This is a genomic window from Streptomyces sp. NPDC050617 (assembly GCF_040654795.1).
Taxonomy (GTDB): Bacteria; Actinomycetota; Actinomycetes; order Streptomycetales; family Streptomycetaceae; genus Streptomyces.
Window position 1 is genome coordinate 16,927 of record NZ_JBFAIS010000045.1, and the last position, 13,453, is coordinate 30,379.

Sequence of the window (13,453 nt, forward strand, 5' to 3'; positions counted from 1 at the left end):
ATCAGCCACCCCTTCCGGAAACCACGCACAGCCAAGGAGCAACACCCATGCAGTTCCGCAGAACCGCCGCCCTGCTCGTCGCCGCCATAGCGGGCAGCCTCGCCCTCACCGGCTGCGGCAGCGACTCGAAGGACGGGGCGCAGGACAAGGCGGGCGGCTCCGACAAGCGCACCGTCACCGACGCCAACGGCAAGAAGGTCGAGGTGCCCGCCGCGCCCAAGAAGGTGGTGACGCTCAGCGAGCCGACCCTCGACGCCGCCCTCGCCCTCGGCGTCGAGCCGATCGGCGCGACCAGCGGCCGCGGCCAGTCCGGCGTCGCCGGCTACCTCGCCGAGAAGGCCAAGTCCGCCAAGATCGTCGCCAATGTCGCCGAGCCCGACCTCGACAAGCTCTCCGCCATGCGGCCCGACCTCATCCTGCTCGACGAGACCGTCGGCGCCAAGCGCGTCCAGGACAAGCTCAAGGGCATCGCGCCTACCGTGCTCACCGCCAAGCTCAACGCCCCCTGGAAGGACGCCTTCACCGCCACCGCGGACGCCCTCGGCAAGAAGGCGGACGGCGAGAAGCTGCTCGCCGGCTTCGACAAGCAGGTGAAGGACGTCAAGGCCGGGCTGGGCGGCAACGCCGGGGCCGTCACCAGCGTCATCCGCTGGCAGAACGGCGCGCCCTCCGTCGTCGGCAAGGGCAAGGGTCACGTCGGCGACACCCTCGCCGCCCTCGGTCTGAACCGCCCCAAGGACCAGCAGGGCGAGAGCATCGGCCACAGCGAGCCCGTGAGCCTGGAGCGGCTCGACTCCATCGACGGCGACTGGCTGTTCTTCGGCGCGCTCGGCGACAAGGCGGCGGGGGAGAAGGGCCTCAAGGAGGCGAACGGTGTGCCCAACTTCAACAAGCTCAAGGCCGTCGCCAAGCACCACGTCGTGGTGATCGACGGCTCGGCCTGGAACAGCTCGGGCGGCCCGCTCGCCGCCCAGACCGTGCTCGACGACATCAAGTCGGCCATGGCGAAGAAGAGCTGACGCCACGTAAGACGACCGCGGGCACGGCGGCCCGGCCGCGTCGCGCGGACGCCCGCGCCATGCTCCCCTCCCCGTACGGGAGTCGGCCGGGCGCCCGGCGCGCCGGGCGGCGCGAACCGGGGTGCGCGCCGCGGTCAGCCGCCCGCCAGCCGCGCGGCCTCCCGGGCGCACCCCCAGGACACGGTGATGCCCGCGCCCCCGTGCCCGTAGTTGTGCACCACCCGGGAGCCGCCCGGCAACTCCTCGGCCTCCAGCCGCACTTGGGAACGGCCGGGCCGCAGCCCCACCCGGTGCTCCACGACGCGCGCCTCGGCCAGCCCCGGATGGACGCGCGCGCACCGGGCCACGATCGCCGCGGCCGTCGCCGGGTCCGGCTCGCGGTCCCATACGTCCTCGCGCGCCGTGCCGCCGAGCACGACCCCGTACGGCTGCGGCAGCACGTACATCGTGTCCGACGCCGAGTGGTCCGCGGCCACGAACCACTCGGCGATGCCCGGGTTCTCGACCACCACGATCTGCCCCTGCACGGGATGCACGCCGGGGTCCGGCACCAGGTCGCGCGCGCCGAGCCCGGTGCAGTTGACTATCGTCGGGGCGGCCCGGCCGGCGTCCGCGAGCGAGGAGACCGCGCGCACCGCGACCGTGCCGCCCGCCGCTTCGAGCCGCCGCCGCAGATAGGCCAGGTGGCTGCCCATGTCGATGACCGGGACCCGCGCCCGCAGCCCTCTCTCGTAACCGCGCGGCAGCTCCTCGGCCTTCGAGGGCCGCAGCCCCCGCAGCTCGCGCGCCCAGGGCCCCAGCTCCGCCACGTCCAGCCCGCCCTGCACCCCGTCGACCAGTCGCACGCCCGTCTCGTCCGGGGCCGCGGCCAGCTCGCTCTGCACCTCCAGCGACCGCAGCGACCACACGCCGACGGCCTCCTCGGGCTCGATCCGATACGGCCACCAGAGCCCGCCGGCCACCGCCGACGTGGTGTCCGCCGCCGCGTCCCGGCTCCACACCTCGACCCGGCGTCCGCTCTCCGCCAGCACGATGGCGGTGGTCAGCCCGATGACCCCGCCGCCGATCACGATCGCATCGCTAGTCATACCCGGACGCTATCCGCTGGACGCCCGCGGAGCGCCCACGGGTGCCGGGCCGACCGCGGGATACGGAATGTGCGCCGCCGGGCGCGGATCGGTCCGCGCGTGGGAATACTCGGGACATGGCAGCGGAGTACGTCACCTTCGGGCTGGCGCCGGCGACGCGCACCGGAGGTGTGCTCGCGGGCGGCGCCTACCAGCTCCACCGGGACTTCCTCGACTTCATTATCGACGGCAGACCGCTGCTGCTGCGCCTCGCCGACGTCGACGCGGTCTCGCCGCTCGCGTCCGACCTGGGCCCGTCGATCTTCGCCTCCGAGGTGCGGCGGCTGCTGCTGGAGGCCGACACCCCGCCCGCGGACAGCCGCTTCGTCATCTACGGCTGCCCCGAGTGCGAGGGGCTGGAGTGCGGCGCGGTCACGGCGGTCATCGAGCGCGACGGCGCCGACATCGTCTGGCGGGACTTCGCCTGGCAGACGGACACGACGCCCGACCTGGAGCGCAACGGCTACGCGGGCGTCGGCCCGTTCCGCTTCCGCGGCGAGGAGTACCGCGGCGAACTGGAGCGGCTGCTCGCCGACGGCGAACCCCACGAGCCGCCCACCCGCCGCGTGCTGCTCGTCGGGCAGCGCGTCGCCCTCCTCGCCCGGCTCGCCGCCGCGCTGCGCGGCACCGGCATCGGGGCCGAGATCACCCGCGACGCGGCCGGAGCACACGCCGACGAGCTGCGCACCTACGGGGCCGTGGCCTTCGGCCAGGCGGTCGGCGAGGACGAACGGGCCGCCGTACGCGCCGCGTTCGAGGCCGCCGGGTCCGACGCCGTCTTCGTGACGGAGCTCGCGCCGATCGTCGGGCTGCTCGTCGCGCAGATCGAGGAGGCGCTGGAGCGCGGCCCGCGCGAGCGGCTTCGGCTGACCCGCCTCACCGCGCACCGCAGCGGCCGGACGGGGGAGGCGGAGGTCGAGCTGGCCGCCGCCTGCCGGGTGTCGCTGCTCGGCTACCGCGTCGACCGGCTCCTCCGCCCACGGGTCTACGAACTCTTCGACGGCTGCCTGGAACCCGGCCGCCACCGGATCGCCTTCGGCGCGAAGGCCGCCGCTCCCGGCTCCTTCATCGTCGCCCGCACGAGCGGCAACGTCCTCGTCACAACCGTCGCACCGGCCGCGCCGGGCACCGCCTGACCGGGGCGCAGTCTGACCGGGCGCCGTCTGACCTGGCTGCTGCCTGACCGGGCTGTTGCCTGACCGGGCTGGGGGTGGCGGCTCGTACGGGTCGGGGCTGCCGACCGTGCTGAGGAGGGCGGGCCCGTACGGATCGGGGCCGCCGGCCGTGGCGAGGAGGGCGGGCCCGTACGCATCGGATCCGCGGCGCACCGGACACCGCGTCGCGCCCCGCGCCACCGGCCCGCACCCGCGCGGTAATCCGTTTCTTCCGGCCGACGCGCACCGGATAAAGTCATGTCCCTTATGAGTGCCACCCTCGTCGCCAAAGACCTCGCCGCCGGACACGGCGACCGCACCCTCTTCTCCGGGCTCGACCTCGTCGTCGCCCCCGGCGAGGTGATCGGGCTCGTCGGAGCCAACGGCGCGGGGAAGTCGACGCTGCTGCGGCTGTTCGCCGGGCTCGACACGCCCGAGCAGGGGGAGCTGCGGCTCAGCCCGCCCGGCGCCACCGTCGGGCATCTGCCGCAGGAGCCCGAGCGCCGGCCGGGGGAGACCGTACGGGCCTTTCTGGCGCGGCGCACCGGCGTGGCCGAGGCCCAGGCGGCGCTCGACGCCGCGACCGAGGCGCTCGTCGAGGGCGCGCCGGGTGCGGACGACGCCTACGCGGCCGGGCTGGAGCGCTGGCTCTCCCTCGGCGCCGCCGACCTCGACGAACGCGCCGAGGACACCGCCGGCTCCCTCGGGCTGAAGATCGACCTCGACCGGCCGATGACCAGCCTCTCCGGCGGCCAAGCGGCCCGCGCCGGACTCGCCTCGCTGCTGCTCAGCCGCTATGACGTCTTCCTGCTCGACGAGCCCACCAACGACCTCGACCTGGACGGCCTCGCCCGCCTGGAGGAGTTCGTCACGGGGCTGCGCGCCGGTACGGTCCTGGTCAGCCACGACCGTGAGTTCCTGACCCGCACCGTGCACCGGATCGTCGAGCTCGACGTCGTCCAGCAGCAGGTCAACGTCTACGGCGGCGGCTACGCGGCCTATCTGGAGGAGCGCGAGCGGGCCCGGCGGCACGCGCGCGAGGCGTACGAGGAGTACGCCGACACCCGCGCCGGGCTCCAGGCCCGCGCCCGTACCCAGCGCAACTGGATGGAGCACGGGGTCCGCAACGCCCGTCGCAAGGCCACCGACAACGACAAGATCTCCCGCAAGACCCGCGTCGAGTCGACCGAGAAGCAGGCCGCGAAGGCCCGGCAGACCGAGCGGATGCTGGAGCGGCTGGAGGTCGTCGAGGAGCCCCGCAAGGAGTGGGAACTGCGCATGGAGATCGCCGCCGCGCCCCGCTCGGGCGCGGTCGTGGCCACCCTGCGCGGCGCGGAAGTACGCCAGGGGTCCTTCGTCTTCGGCCCCGTCGACCTTCAGATCGACTGGGCCGACCGGGTCGCCATCACCGGCGCCAACGGCTCCGGGAAGTCGACGCTGCTGGCGGCGCTGCTCGGTCGGCTGCCGCTGGACGCCGGGTCGGCCGCGCTCGGGCCGGGCGTCGTGGTGGGCGAAGTGGACCAGGCCCGCGCGCTGTTCCACGGCCAGGAGGCCCTGCTGGACGCATTCGCGGCGGCCGTGCCCGAGCTGGAGCCCGCCGAGATCCGTACGCTGCTGGCCAAGTTCGGTCTCAAGGCCGCGCACGTGCTGCGCTCCGCCGGCACCCTCTCGCCGGGCGAACGGACCCGCGCGGCGCTCGCCCTTCTCCAGGCGCGCGGCGTGAACCTCCTCGTCCTCGACGAGCCCACCAACCACCTTGACCTGCCCGCCATCGAGCAGTTGGAGTCCGCGCTGGCCTCGTACCAGGGCACCCTCCTCCTGGTCACCCACGACCGCCGCATGCTCGACGCGGTCCACACCACCCGCCGCGTCGAGGTCGCGGAGGGACGCGTCACGGAGCGCTGACGGGCTGCTGATGGTTCGTCAGTAGCGGCTCGTGCATAGGGAGTTCAAGCTTCCGACGGATACGGGCGGAGGTACGGGCACGGGTGCGGGCGGCCGTCACCTGGTCCGTACGCGCGACCGCCGCGTGATCCCGTACGTCCAGGTGCCACGCCCGCCCCCGGTGCCACGCCCGCAGCACCTGTCAGGCCGCGCCCCGCCCCCCGTGCCGCGCCTGTACAACGGACCGGGCCGGGCGCATCCGCACGCGCCCGGCCCGGTCCGCACCTCCCGGCCCTCGGCGGGCCAGGCCGGCGCTCAGCGCCCGCCGTTCTCCTTGCCCAGCAGACCGGCGCGGCGCAGCGCGTCGGCCATGGCGTCGTTGGCCGGGGCCGGGCCGCGCCCGCCGCCCGAGCCGCCGCGCCCGCCCGAGCCGCCCCGGCCGCCGCCCTGGCGCTGCTGCGAGGACCGGTCGCGCTGACCGCCGACCTTCGGACGGCCGCCGGAACCCTGGCCGCCGTCGGAGGCACGGCCCCCGCCGGAGGGACGGCCGTCGCCCGTCGGCGCCCCCGCCTCGTCGTCGAGCCGGAGCGTCAGGGAGATCCGCTTGCGCGGGATGTCCACGTCCATGACCTTGACGCGCACGATGTCGCCCGGCTTCACCACGTCACGGGGGTCCTTCACGAACGTCTTGGACATCGCCGAGACGTGCACCAGTCCGTCCTGGTGCACGCCGACGTCCACGAACGCCCCGAACGCCGCCACATTCGTGACGACGCCCTCCAGCGTCATGCCCGGCTGAAGGTCGCCGATCTTCTCGACGCCCTCCTTGAAGGTCGCGGTCTTGAACGCGGGCCGGGGGTCGCGCCCCGGCTTCTCCAGCTCCTTGAGGATGTCCGTGACCGTCGGCAGGCCGAACGAGTCGTCCACGAACTCGGCGGGGCGCAGCGAACGGAGCACCGTCGTGTTGCCGATGAGGGCCGCCACCTCGCTGCCCGCCGACTTCACCATGCGCCGCACCACCGGGTACGCCTCCGGGTGCACGCTGGACGCGTCCAGCGGGTCGTCGCCGCCGCGGATGCGCAGGAACCCCGCGCACTGCTCGTACGCCTTCGGGCCGAGCCGCGACACGTCCTTGAGGGCGCGGCGGCTGCGGAAGGGGCCGTTGCTGTCGCGGTGGGCGACGATGTTCTCGGCGAGCCCGGCGCCGATGCCCGAGACGCGGGAGAGCAGCGGCGCGGAAGCGGTGTTGACGTCCACGCCGACGCCGTTCACACAGTCCTCGACGACCGCGTCGAGGGAGCGGGAGAGCTTCACCTCGGACAGGTCGTGCTGGTACTGGCCGACGCCGATCGACTTGGGGTCGATCTTGACCAGCTCGGCGAGCGGGTCCTGGAGCCGCCGCGCGATGGACACCGCGCCGCGCAGCGACACGTCCATGTCCGGCAGCTCCTGGGAGGCGAACGCCGAGGCCGAGTACACGGAGGCGCCGGCCTCGGAGACCATCACCTTGGTGAGCTTCAGCTCCGGGTGCGCCGCGATGAGGTCGGCGGCGAGCTTGTCGGTCTCGCGGGACGCGGTGCCGTTGCCGATCGAGATCAGCTCGACGTCGTGCTCCCGCGCGAGCGCGGCGAGCGTCGCCAGGGAGGCGTCCCACTTCTGCTGCGGCACGTGCGGGTGGATGACCGCGGTGGCGGCCACTTTGCCCGTCGCGTCGACGACGGCGACCTTGACGCCCGTACGGAAACCGGGGTCCAGGCCCATCGTGGCGCGCGTGCCGGCGGGGGCGGCGAGCAGCAGGTCGCGCAGGTTGGCGGCGAAGACCCGCACCGCCTCGTCCTCGGCGGCCTGGCGCAGCCGCAGCCGCAGGTCGATCCCGAGGTGCACCAGGACGCGGGTCCGCCAGGACCAGCGCACCGTGTCGGCGAGCCACTTGTCGGCGGGCCGGCCCCGGTCGGCGATGCCGAAGCGGCGCGCGATCGTCCGCTCGTACGCGCTCGGGCCTTCGGCCTCCTGCTCCTCGGGCTCCAGGCTGAGGTCGAGGATCTCCTCCTTCTCGCCCCGGAACATGGCCAGCACCCGGTGCGAGGGCAGCTGCGTGAACGGCTCGGAGAAGTCGAAGTAGTCGGCGAACTTCGCGCCCTCCTCCTCCTTGCCCTCCCGCACCTTCGCGGCCACCTGCCCCCGCGACCACATGCGCTCGCGCAACTCGCCGATCAGGTCGGCGTCCTCGCCGAACCGCTCGGTGAGGATGGCGCGCGCGCCCTCCAGCGCCGCCGCCGCGTCCGCGACGCCCGCCTCGGCGTTCACGAACGCTGCCGCCGCGGCGGCCGGCTCCACGCCCGGATCGCCCAACAGGCCGTCCGCCAGCGGCTCCAGGCCCGCCTCGCGCGCGATCTGCGCCTTGGTGCGCCGCTTGGGCTTGAAGGGGAGGTAGATGTCCTCCAGCCGCGCCTTGGAGTCGGCCGCGCGGATCCGCGCTTCGAGCGCCTCGTCCAGCTTGCCCTGCGAGCGGACCGACTCCAGGATCGCGGTCCGCCGCTCCTCCAGCTCCCGCAGATACCGCAGCCGCTCCTCCAGGGAGCGCAGCTGCGCGTCGTCGAGCATCTCGGTCGCTTCCTTGCGGTAGCGGGCGATGAACGGCACGGTCGAGCCGCCGTCGAGCAACTCGACCGCCGCCTTCACCTGCCGCTCCCGCACGCCGAGCTCCTCGGCGATCCTGCCTTCGATCGACGTCGTCACGATCACGCTCCGCTTTCTCTCTGAGCTGTGACCTGCATTGTGGCAGGTGCCGGTGACAGAGCGGAGCGCCGCCGTCGTCAGCCCTTGCCGAGGAGGTCCGCGGGGAACGCGCCGGCGGTGGCGAGGGCCTTCGCGAAGCCGCCCGCCAGCTCCGTGAGCCGGGCGACGCCGGCCGCGCCGAGGTGCTCGTACGGGGCCGCGTCCAGCCGGTCCGTCTCGTCCTCCAGATCGGCGCGCAGCGTGACGCCCTCCGGGGTCAACTCCCCGTCCGAGTCCAGCAGTCCGCGCCCGCGCAGCCGGTCCTGTGCCGCCGCCCAGTCCGCGTCCGTCCAGCCGCGCGTGGACAGCACCCACTCCGGGTTCATGCCCTGCGCGGACGCGGTGTGGCTGACGAGCGCCTCCACCGGGTCGAGCCCGGCGCGGACCAGCGCCATCAGGTGGCCGTCGCCGCGGTGCTCGCGGAGCAGTGTGGCGGCGTGCCAGTAGGCGAGGTGCGGGGCGCCCGGCACGGGCAGGTCGGCGTGGGCCGCGTACAGCGGGCGGGCGGCGCGGCTGCACGCCTCGGCCGCGCGCAGCGCCAGCTCCGCGGCCTCGGCCATCTCCGCCGACGCGAGGGCCTCGTCGCCGAGCAGCCGGCGCAGCGTGGCGTCGGCGGCGTCCAGCCGGGCGGCGAGCACGTCCTCGGGCGAGACGGTGTCCCATACGCGCGGCACGTGGCGGGCCACGAGCTCGTGGTTGAAGCTGAAGAAGGACGCGGAGACGACGCCCGCGCCGACCCGGCCGAAGGCGGCGCCGCGCCCGGCGAAGTACGCGGCGCGGTCGTCGTCGATGCCGAGCGCGGTGAGCGCGCCGGCGAGGTCGGGGGAGAAGTAGACCATGGAGTGGAAGGTGTTGACATAGCTGTAACAGCGGCGTCCGGCGCGCTCCGGCAGAGAAGTCATGAGAGCACGCTACCGACTGGTCGGTACGGGTGGGAACCGCCCGGCGGCCTCCGTCCGGAGAGCACCCCGGCCGTGCGCTGCGGCGCGTACGTCCCGGCCGCGCGCTGAGGCGTGTACGTGCCCCGCCGCGCGCTACGGCGTGTGCGTGATCCCGCCGTCCACTCGCAGGTTGATGCCGTTCACGTAGTCCGCGACGGGGCCGGCCAGATACGCCACGGCCGCCGCGACGTCGTCCGGGCGGCCCAGCCGCCCCACCGGATTCGGCGCGTACCGCGACGTCACCTCCGGCTCCAGCCGCCCCCAGCCGTCGTCCTCGCCGCGGGTGCGCGCCCGCTCCTGGAACATCGACCGCAGCGACGGCGTCATGATCACGCCGGGGCTCACGCAGTTCGCGGTGACCCCGGTCCCGGCGAGATGCCGCGCCAGGCTCGTCGTCATGTTCACCACCGCGGCCTTCGCGGCGGAGTACTCGACCATGTTCGGCAGCGGCGTCGTCACCGCCCGGCTCCCGACGTTGATCACCCGCCCCCAGCCGCACTCGCGCATCGACGGCACCATCTCGCGCGTCATCCGCACCGCGGAGATCACATTGCCGTCGAACGCCGCAGCCCAGTCGGCGGGCTCCGCGCTGTCCCAGTCGTGCTCGCTGAACGGCCCGGCGTTGTTGACCAGGATCCGCGCCCCGAAGGAGCGCGCCGCGGCCCCGATGCTCTCGGCCGCGCCCTCCTCGGCGAGGTCCCCGAGCACCACCTCGGTCCGTACGCCCCGCCGCGCGACCTCCTCGGCGGCCTTGGCCGCGGCCGCCGCGTCCCGCCCGTGCACCAGGACGTCGCACCCCTCGGCCGCCAGCCGCACCGCGATCGCTGTCCCGATGCCGCCGCTGCTGCCGGTCACCAGCGCGGCACAACCCGTCAGCTCCAAGTCCATGGCGCAAAGTTAGTCCCACCCGCCCCTCTGACAACAGAGGACCGGTTCATCGACAACAGGGGACTGGCGATGGCAGAAAGGGTGGGGAACCCGTCATTGCGGCCATCCGGCGGCCCGAGCAGCATGGTTCCCATGACGTCCCAGCGCAGCGTGCTCTTCGTCCTCTTCGACGGCGTGCAGAGCCTCGACGTGACCGGCCCCCTGGAGGTCTTCGCCGGAGCCTCGGCCCACGCGGACCCGCCCGACGCGTACCGTATCCGCACCGCGTCCCTCGACGGCACGCCCGTACGCACCTCCAGCGGCCTCACGCTCACCCCCGACACCGCACTGGACGGCGTCCGCACCCCTCACACCCTCCTCGTGCCGGGCGGCCGGGGCACCCGCGCCCCGGACCCCCGCCTCGTGGACTGGCTGCGCCGCCGCGCCCCGGCCGCCGACCGCATCGTCTCCGTGTGCACCGGTGCGCTGCTGCTCGCCGAGGCCGGGCTGCTCGACGGCCGCCGGGCCACCACCCACTGGGCCGAGTGCGCCGCGCTCGCCGAACGCTTCCCGGCCGTCCAGGTGGACCCCGAACCCATCTTCGTCCGCGACGGCAAGGTCGCCACGTCCGCCGGCATCACCTCCGGCATCGACCTCGCGCTCGCCCTGGTCGAGGAGGACCTCGGCCGGGACGCCGCGCTCGCCATCGCCCGCCACCTCGTCGTCTTCCTGCGCCGGCCCGGCAACCAGACGCAGTTCAGCGCCCAGCTCGCCGCCCAGACCGCGCAGCGCCGCCCGCTGCGGGACGTACAGCAGTGGATCACCGAACGCCCCGACGCGGACCTCTCCGTCGAAGCCCTCGCCCGGCGCGCGAACCTCTCGCCCCGCCACTTCGCCCGCGCCTTCCAGGCCGAGACCGGCGTGGCCCCCGGCCGCTACGTCGACCAGGTCCGCCTGGAGGCCGCGCGCCGCCTGCTGGAAGACACCGCCGACGGCATCGAGGAGATCTCCCGCGCGTGCGGCTACGGCACGCCCGAGGCCATGCGCCGCGCCTTCCTGCGGACGGTGGGCACGGCGCCCGCCGAGTACCGCCGCCGCTTCACCCCCTTGCCCGCCGCCTGAATCCCCCTCCGAGAAGGAGCCAGACCATGCAGACAGCCATCCTCCTGTACGAAGGCGTCACCGTCCTCGACGCCATCGGCCCGTACGAGACGCTCAGCCGTCTGCCGGGCGCGCAGACCGTCTTCGTCGCGGAGCGCCCCGGCCTCGTACGCAACGACAGCGGCAGCCTCGGCCTGTTCGCCGACGCGGCCCTCGGCGACGTGCCCGCGCCGGACGTCATCGTCGTCCCAGGCGCCCCCGACACGAGCGGCCCCTGCCAGTCCGCGGCCGTCCAGGACTGGCTACGAGCCGTCGACACCACCAGCACCTGGACGACGTCCGTCTGCACCGGCTCCCTCATCCTCGCCACCGCCGGCTTCCTCACGGGCCGCCGCGCCACCACACACTGGCTCTACCAGGACCAGCTCGCCTACCTCGGCGCGCAGGCCACGGGCGACCGCGTCGTCACCGACGGCAAATACGTCACCGCCGCGGGCGTCTCCTCCGGCATCGACATGGGCCTGACCCTTGCCGGCCGCATCGCGGGCGACCGCGTCGCCCAGTCGATCCAACTCATGATCGAGTACGACCCGCAGCCCCCGTACGACGCGGGCTCCCCGGAGAAGGCACCGGCGGACATTGTGGCGGAGTTGGGTGGGTGATGGGGGGTGCCCCCGCGCGTGCGGGGAACAGAACACATCACGTCTTTCACGGACGGCCTCGGCCGGGCGGGACCACCCCCGCGCCTGCGGGGACCACCCTTCTCGCCAACCGGGCCGCCACCACCAGTGGGGACCACCCCCGCGCCTGCGGGGACCACACGATGACCTCGGCCACGGGCGGAGTGACTGCGGGACCACCCCCGCGCCTGCGGGGACCACCGGTGCGTGGGGAAGCCCGGCACCCCAGCACAGGGACCACCCCCGCGCCTGCGGGGACCACAGGCCGCGACCTGCGGTGTTACGCAGACGGGCGGCAGTTTTTACTCACTTCTGCAGATTCCGGCATACGGGGTGAATGCACAGGTATTCGACGCCCTCTCTGCGGTCGAAGGGAAGGCCAGTATGTCTGCTCTCCCCGCGACAGACACCCCGGGCGCCGCCCCTGCCCCTGCCGCCGATGTTCCGATGCGTGTCAGCCCGTCGCCGAGGGGTCGGCATCACCAGCTAGTGAGGTGCCCCAGGCCGGTAGGCGGGATGGCGGGATGGCGGGACCGTACGGCCTCAGCGACGGCCGTGAGCAGGGCCTCCGCCGAGGTGAGTTGCAGCCATGGCCGCGGGGTCTCGGCGGTGGCCTCGGGCAGGACCCATAGCCGGTCACCGTTGTATGTGCCGGGCGCGGACGCGGTGAGCGGGGAGCCGGGAGGCAGTACCTTCACGTGCTCCACGTCGGCGAGCGCCTGGCCGAGGCCGGCTCCCACGAGCCACCAGGCCGTGGACTCCGTACCGCACAGCAGGTACGGGCCGACGTGCCGGCCCCGGTAGGCGAGGTAGGTCGAGGCCAGGCCGGCGAGGCCGAGCGGCATTTCGACGGTGTCCCAGATGGGGCCGCTGATGAGCGTTGCGGTGCGGCCCTGGGCCCAGAGGGCGTGGACGGCGCGGGGACGAGGGGAGGAGGCGGCCAGCCAGTGTGCCATCGACGGGTAACTCACCCCTGTGGCATGACGGGTGGCGTTCATGGGTGGTCCTGAGGGTGCTGGTAGCGGCGGCGCTTCGCGATGCGCACGGCGTCGTCCAGTGCCCGGAACGCGCCCGTGATCGGCAGCAGGACCTCGTCCGTGAAGAGGGCTTGGTGCGCGAAGACGGCGGCCCGGGCCTCGTCGAGGGCCCGTTCGCACATGGCGAGCCGCAACGTCTCCATGGCCTCGCCGAGGCCGGGGCTGATTCCAAGGGAGGGGCGCGGCGTGCGCCGGTCGCCGGGATGGTTCACGACTCGGCTTCCTCGGTGTGGAGGACGACGTCCGCGCCCGCCGCGATCACGGCGCGTACGGTGGACGCGGGGCTGAAAGTGTCGTTGGGCGGGATGACCCAGTGGGCGCGCGGCCCTTCGCAGGAGTGCGGTGAGGGCAGGCCCATGTAGTGGGCTTCGCGTGCGGTGGTGCTGACGCACTCCGCTGCCGCGTTCCACTCGGCGGCGGTACCGGGCGGTACGAGAACCACGTAGCTCGCGCCGACTCGGGCGACGGGCCCGGTGACGCCGAGGCCGTGCAGCATCGCCCGTACCCGCCCCCGGCCACTGCCGGCGGCCACGCCGTGCACCAGGCGCTCGGGCAACTTCACCGCGTCCCAAGCGGGCCCGACCAGGAAGAGGGCGACGCCCCGCCGCCACCACTCGCTCTCGGCCGCTTGGGCAGCGACCTGGGTATTGGTCAAGAACCTTGCCGCGGCGTGTTCCTGTCTCAGGGAGACCATCAGAAGCCCTCTCGTCGCATGCCCCGCGCACGGCTGACCGCGTGTGCGATCCATCAAGGGTGCTCTTAATTCGGGCCCCATTCGAGGACTTTGATAGGGCGTCAAGAGGGCCTTTCCAGGGCCCTCATTGCCCTGAAGGGGTGGTGGCCACCTCAATGAGGACGTACTGTG

General features: G+C 73.7%; 12 protein-coding genes and 1 CRISPR repeat array. Of the genes, 5 read left to right on the forward strand and 7 right to left on the reverse strand.

The features are described 5' to 3' along the window. Positions 1-47: 47 nt before the first annotated feature. Positions 48-1,019 carry an ABC transporter substrate-binding protein gene (locus AB0I49_RS36070; protein WP_363231448.1) on the forward strand — a complete coding sequence of 324 codons (972 nt, stop codon included), beginning with the start codon at positions 48-50 and terminating at the stop codon, positions 1,017-1,019. Between the two features lie 134 nt (positions 1,020-1,153). Here AB0I49_RS36070 and AB0I49_RS36075 read toward each other — a convergent pair whose 3' ends face one another. Continuing rightward, positions 1,154-2,107 (reverse strand): FAD-dependent oxidoreductase, encoded by a 954-nt coding sequence (locus AB0I49_RS36075; protein ID WP_363231449.1) that lies wholly within the window; start codon positions 2,105-2,107, stop codon positions 1,154-1,156. A 116-nt stretch (positions 2,108-2,223) separates the two neighbouring features. Between AB0I49_RS36075 and AB0I49_RS36080 the strand changes: the two genes are divergently transcribed. Together AB0I49_RS36080 and AB0I49_RS36085 are read left to right on the forward strand one after the other, a co-directional pair. Continuing rightward, positions 2,224-3,282, forward strand: a complete 1,059-nt coding sequence (locus tag AB0I49_RS36080) for an oxidoreductase (protein ID WP_363231450.1) — start codon at positions 2,224-2,226, stop codon at positions 3,280-3,282. 285 nt (positions 3,283-3,567) lie between these two features. Then, positions 3,568-5,205 carry an ABC-F family ATP-binding cassette domain-containing protein gene (locus AB0I49_RS36085; RefSeq protein ID WP_363231451.1) on the forward strand — a complete coding sequence of 546 codons (1,638 nt, stop codon included), beginning with the start codon at positions 3,568-3,570 and terminating at the stop codon, positions 5,203-5,205. A gap of 294 nt (positions 5,206-5,499) precedes the next feature. Here the strand turns inward: AB0I49_RS36085 and AB0I49_RS36090 are convergent, their stop codons facing one another. From AB0I49_RS36090 to AB0I49_RS36100, 3 genes are all read right to left on the reverse strand, one after another. After that, positions 5,500-7,923, reverse strand: coding sequence for a Tex family protein (locus AB0I49_RS36090; protein WP_363231452.1), 2,424 nt, complete (start codon positions 7,921-7,923; stop codon positions 5,500-5,502). A gap of 77 nt (positions 7,924-8,000) precedes the next feature. Beyond that, complete coding sequence (locus AB0I49_RS36095; RefSeq protein WP_363231453.1) at positions 8,001-8,864, reverse strand: hypothetical protein; 864 nt, start codon at positions 8,862-8,864, stop codon at positions 8,001-8,003. A 132-nt stretch (positions 8,865-8,996) separates the two neighbouring features. Then, the gene (locus tag AB0I49_RS36100) at positions 8,997-9,791 is read right to left on the reverse strand and encodes an SDR family NAD(P)-dependent oxidoreductase (protein WP_363231454.1); all 795 of its coding nucleotides are present in this window, start codon (positions 9,789-9,791) and stop codon (positions 8,997-8,999) included. Between the two features lie 132 nt (positions 9,792-9,923). On the opposite strand from AB0I49_RS36100, the gene AB0I49_RS36105 reads away from it, so the two are divergent. Together AB0I49_RS36105 and AB0I49_RS36110 are read left to right on the forward strand one after the other, a co-directional pair. Beyond that, a complete protein-coding gene (locus AB0I49_RS36105; protein ID WP_363231455.1) occupies positions 9,924-10,892 on the forward strand; it encodes a GlxA family transcriptional regulator in 969 nt (322 codons plus the stop codon). Between the two features lie 26 nt (positions 10,893-10,918). After that, positions 10,919-11,533, forward strand: a complete 615-nt coding sequence (locus AB0I49_RS36110; protein WP_363231456.1) for a DJ-1/PfpI family protein — start codon at positions 10,919-10,921, stop codon at positions 11,531-11,533. Between the two features lie 2 nt (positions 11,534-11,535). Next, a CRISPR array of direct repeats spans positions 11,536-11,813; the repeat unit is 29 nt; unit sequence GGGACCACCCCCGCGCCTGCGGGGACCAC. A gap of 217 nt (positions 11,814-12,030) precedes the next feature. On the opposite strand, the gene AB0I49_RS36115 is transcribed toward AB0I49_RS36110, so the two are convergent. The 3 genes from AB0I49_RS36115 to AB0I49_RS36125 are packed head-to-tail and all read right to left on the reverse strand — an operon-like array spanning position 12,031 to position 13,243. Next, entirely contained in the window at positions 12,031-12,549 is a 519-nt protein-coding gene (locus AB0I49_RS36115) for a hypothetical protein (RefSeq protein ID WP_363231457.1), read from the reverse strand. Next, the gene (locus tag AB0I49_RS36120) at positions 12,546-12,800 is read right to left on the reverse strand and encodes a hypothetical protein (protein ID WP_363231458.1); all 255 of its coding nucleotides are present in this window, start codon (positions 12,798-12,800) and stop codon (positions 12,546-12,548) included. The genes AB0I49_RS36115 and AB0I49_RS36120 overlap by 4 nt, the downstream gene beginning before the upstream one ends. Beyond that, complete coding sequence (locus tag AB0I49_RS36125) at positions 12,797-13,243, reverse strand: hypothetical protein (protein ID WP_363231459.1); 447 nt, start codon at positions 13,241-13,243, stop codon at positions 12,797-12,799. The genes AB0I49_RS36120 and AB0I49_RS36125 overlap by 4 nt, the downstream gene beginning before the upstream one ends. Positions 13,244-13,453 lie beyond the last annotated feature (210 nt).